The sequence below is a fragment of the Methanobrevibacter filiformis genome, from assembly GCF_001639265.1.
Lineage (GTDB): Archaea > Methanobacteriota > Methanobacteria > Methanobacteriales > Methanobacteriaceae > Methanacia > Methanacia filiformis.
The window spans coordinates 1-5,001 of record NZ_LWMT01000068.1 but is presented as its reverse complement, the minus strand read 5'-3'; the positions used below and the strand labels follow the sequence as shown (position 1 = coordinate 5,001).

Genomic DNA, 5,001 nt, shown 5'->3' with positions numbered 1-5,001 from the left:
ACATGTAAAGAGAAGAATGCACATTATGGAAGGATCAGAAAAAAGAATATATCTTAAATATGAATATAGAAAGAAAAAATCAGATGAAAAATTTGAAGAATCAATGAATAAATGGATTAATGAACTACTAACAAATAATTATCACATATGAATCGTGTTCAGCCTAAAACAAGCCCACAGAAAATAAATACCAAAATCAGTAACCTACTTGACTATGCCGATAAATTATAAATAATTTGTGCTAATATGTTTTTACAAATATTAATTATTTAATTGGAATTTTCTTTCTGTTTTCAAGGGTGTTGTATTTCCTCCTATCTCTAAACATATAATATAATCCGTGATTATATATTATAGAATAAGGAACCCTAGCTATTATTATAATCCACTCCAGCATATGTTCCAACTCTAAAGTAATACTATTATTAACATCAGTACTATTAACAGTAATCATGTCATGTTAATTGAGCCAGGAGGAATTAATGTAATATTAGCACTACTATTCCTAAAATATTAACAATATCACTGTTATTGTATAAAATTAACTTATTCTTTTCTTTTAAATGAAATTAAATCAAATAAACTTAAAATGAGTATAATAGATATTAGTGGAATACCTGTTGTTTTCACCTACACTTGTAGTTGAATTTTTAGGATTCACATGATTTGAAACATCTGTGTTTTTATTAGTGTTATTTAAAAATTAACAAAATTTACCTACATTAATAGTTTTAACAATTATATATTCAAATAAAGGTTAATTTTAATTAATATCCTTAAATAATCACTTAAAAGATAGATAATATTATCAAATAGAAAAAATTTTGTCAAATATTAAAATATTCATTGGCAAATTAATAATAAAAATAGTTATATTAAGAGTATTATTTTAATAAATAGCATAAAATTCGTTTTATATAAAATAAAAATATATAATATATTACCCTTCCATTACAATTCTTTTGTACATTATACAATATTTCGACAAATTATACATCTGATGCACTGACAACTGTAATGTATATGGATAATACAAATAAGATTAATATAATAATCTTGTTATTTTTATTAAATCATTTCCTTATTTGTTAAGTGTTTTTTTGTTAAATGTATTCCTAATTACAATGGCTAAAATGATAATAGATATTATAATTATTACTAATGTTAAGGGAACACCTGTTTTTTTCATAGCTGCCTTAGCTTTCGAAATATTTTCAGTGGGTTCTTTAACTTCAGAATTATTTTTTTGATCATCAGATCCTTCAGGAATAGTTATTTCTTGAGCAGCAACTATTTTAGGATTAGATTTAGGTGTATCGTTAACTGTAACATTAGTAGTAACATTCTCTTTTTCAGTATTATGGTTAGGTGTACTATTAACACTATTAATTGTAACAATATCATTAGGATTACCAACATTATTTTCATTAGTAGTTACATTCGCAACATTCACAATACTCCCAGCACCAGTAACAAGAACAGTAATATTCAAACTCAAAGAATTACCAGCAGCCAAACTACCAACATTCCACCTACCAGTAACAGAATCATAAGAAGCATTACTAGCACTAACAAACTGCAATTTACCATAATCCAAACCATCAGTCACAACCACACCAGTAGCACCAATCGAACCAACATTAGACACAACAATAGTATAAACAACAGCATCACCAACATTCGCAACACTTGCATTTGCTACCTTAACAATATTAACATTAACAGACCCATTTGACGTGAAAGTCACATTATCTCTAGGATTACCAGCATTATTTTCATTAGTAGTTACATTCGCAACATTCACAATACTCCCAGTACCAATAACAAGAACAGTAATATTCAAACTCAAAGACTTACCAGCAGCCAAACTACCAACATTCCACCTACCAGTAACAGAATCATAAGAAGCATTACTAGCACTAACAAACTGCAACTTACTATAATCCAAACCATCAGTCACAACCACACCAGTAGCACCATTCAAACCATTATTAGACACAACAATAGTATAAACAACAGTATCACCAACATTCGCAACACTTGCATTTGCTACCTTAACAATATTAACATTAACAGACCCATTTGACGTGAAAGTCACATTATCTCTAGGATTACCAACATTATTTTCATTAGTAGTTACATTCGCAACATTCACAATACTCCCAGTACCAATAACAAGAACAGTAATATTTAAACTCAAAGACTTACCAGCAGCCAAATTACCAACATTCCACTTACCAGTAACAGAATCATAAGAAGCATTACTAGCACTAACAAACTGCAACTTACTATAATCCAAACCATCAGTCACAACCACACCAGTAGCACCATTCAAACCATTATTAGACACAACAATAGTATAAACAACAGTATCACCAACATTCGCAACACTTGCATTTGCTACCTTAACAATATTAACATTAACTGATTTATTAGCATCTGTTACATTGAGGGTTACTGAATCACCAGTTTTATTATTTGCATTGTTTTGATCTGTGGTTAGATTTACACTATTGGTTACAGTCCCTTTTGCAATAAATGTAGCATTTATTGATAATATTGCAGTTTCACCAGCTCTTAAATTACCTACATACCATATTCCTGTCTTATTATCATAGGTTCCTTTAGTTGTATTGAAATTATTTAATTTTAGTTTGTTATAATCAATGTTTTCTGTGACAATAACACCGCTAGCATCATTTGCCCCGTTATTAGTCACAGTTATTTTATAGGATACATTATCTCCTACATGAGGATTAAGTGTTGTATTAGCTACTTTTACAATCCCCACATTAACAGTATGATTTCCTACTTTACCGTTAATAGACAATATAACATCTTCACCATCAGATAAAGCATTAATTGAATATAAATTGTTTAAACTACTAATAGCAACTTCATAGCTTAAATTAGTTGTTCTAACGTCCTTAGTTACATTATTAACAACACCAGTTTTGTTTTTAAGCAAAACAGTCACTTTAAAGTAAGGCAATAAGGTTGCATTATTAGGTGTTGGAGTATTTAATGCTAAAGAATAAGTTAAATTAGCATATTGACTAAAATTATAATCTTTTGTTGCATTTACATGTGTTTTAAATGTGTTATTCAAAGATAATTCTAATACATACCAATAAGTTAGATTAAGTTTGCCTCCTTCATTGTAAACAGAGGTATTAATTGGATTGGAATTTTCACCCCACCAATTAAAATTAGCATCAACATTTCCCCCAGCCTTCAAAGAATAATCACCGTTTGAATAGAAACGATTATAATTCAGAACTGTATTGCCTCTACCTCTACTGTATATCCCACCTTCGTTATCTAGAAAATTAGAATACTTTACAATGAGACTAGGACCATCATGAGAAATAGTACTATCAGCAATACCATTTTTGTTACCATTGCTAATGAAATTAGAAGACTCCACATTAAGAATACCTCCATTAGAAATAGCACCACCAATAGTAGCATTATTATCTGTGAAATTAGAGTTAATCACACTAAGCCTACCATCACTAAGAATAGCACCACCATAACGATTAGTATTATAAACCCAATTACCTGTGAAAATAGAGTTAATCACAGTGAAATTATTAGTACTAGGATAAAAATTATCATAATTATTAATAGCACCAGCCTGAGAATTAGCAGCATTATTTGTAAAATTAGAATTAATTACAGTGAAAGTAGTACCATCATGAGCAATAGCACCACCATAACCACCATTACTACTAGTATTATGAATAATGTCAGTAGCAATATTACCTATGAAATTAGAATTACTCACATTAAAACTACCACGACTATAAATAGCACCACCACAAATAGCACTATTATTTGTGAAATTAGAGTCAGTCACATTAAACTTACCAAAATTATAAATAGCACCACCATAATTATTAAAACCTGAACTAACATTAATTGCATTATTGTTTATAAAATTAGAGTTGGTTACACTAAAACTGCCATGGTTAGAAATAGCTCCACCATCAACAGCAGTGTTGTTAATAAAATTACAATTTGTTACATTTACTGTTCCATAATTGTAAATAGCAGCACCAATGCCTCCAGGACCACTATGATGTTGTGAAGCAATAGCATTTTTAAAAGTTATATTTATGAAAGTTACTTTATATCCAGACTTTACATCGAAGATGTAACCTGCTTTATTTGCATCTATTATAACTCCATCTCTAGATTCCCCAATATAATTTAAATTTTTAGATATTCCTATATTTATATTACCTGTTCCTGTGTATGTTCCATTTTTAAGATATACATTACCACCATTATTTACTGTAGAGGTAGCATTTTTTAATGTTGCTTTAGGTGTACTTATATCTCCTGAAGCTGAATCTGATCCAGAAGTGGATACATATACATCTGCTGCAGCACTGACACTTGTAATAGATATGGATAATACAAACAATATTAATATTGATATAATAATCTTATTAATCTTATTTTTATTATTCATGATCTTTTTATTATTCGTAGTCTTTTTTCTTTTATGAAGCATACTAAACTTATTATTCTTCATCCTCATAGCCCCTTTTTAAAACTATTTAAAAATTTATTTTAAAACTATTTTAAAACTATTTTAAAACTATTTTAAAACTATTTTAAAACTATTTTTTTATTATTTGATTGGCTGTGCAATAATTATTTTTTGATTCTTTTTAGTTATGCTTAGTTTTAAATATTATGGGGTGTAATATAGTATTAATGTTTTTTAGTTTTTGTTGAGTTGGTGTTTATGGTTTTGCATGAAGATAGTATTGGTCAGGTGTTTTTACTTCCTTTAAATTTGAGGGACTTTATTCCAGATAATCATATTTGTTTTTTTATTGAGGAATTGGTTAGTCGGTATGATTTTGGTGATTTGCATTCTAAATATGCTGATACTCCAGGTAAGAAAGCTTATTCTAGGAGAATGCTTGCTAGAAATATTCTTATGGGTCAGATTGATGGTATAAGGTCTGGTCGTAAACTTGAAAAGGC

At 28.8% G+C, this 5,001-nt stretch carries 2 protein-coding genes and 1 pseudogene; 1 reads left to right on the top strand and 2 read right to left on the bottom strand.

What is annotated here, in order from left to right:
* Positions 1-265: 265 nt before the first annotated feature.
* Positions 266-454, bottom strand: coding sequence for a hypothetical protein (locus MBFIL_RS10470; RefSeq protein ID WP_157078623.1), 189 nt, complete (start codon positions 452-454; stop codon positions 266-268).
* A gap of 627 nt (positions 455-1,081) precedes the next feature.
* Positions 1,082-4,540, bottom strand: a complete 3,459-nt coding sequence (locus tag MBFIL_RS02575) for a beta strand repeat-containing protein (protein WP_066971203.1) — start codon at positions 4,538-4,540, stop codon at positions 1,082-1,084.
* Positions 4,541-4,756: 216 nt separating this feature from the next.
* Between MBFIL_RS02575 and MBFIL_RS02570 the strand changes: the two are divergent.
* Positions 4,757-5,001 (top strand): annotated as a pseudogene (locus MBFIL_RS02570) (hypothetical protein); the annotation flags it as partial.

Coding starts and splice junctions, on each gene's coding strand:
- MBFIL_RS10470 (WP_157078623.1), bottom strand. CDS start 454: ATGATTACTGTTAATAGTACTGATGTTAATAATAGTATTACTTTAGAG.
- MBFIL_RS02575 (WP_066971203.1), bottom strand. CDS start 4,540: ATGAAGAATAATAAGTTTAGTATGCTTCATAAAAGAAAAAAGACTACG.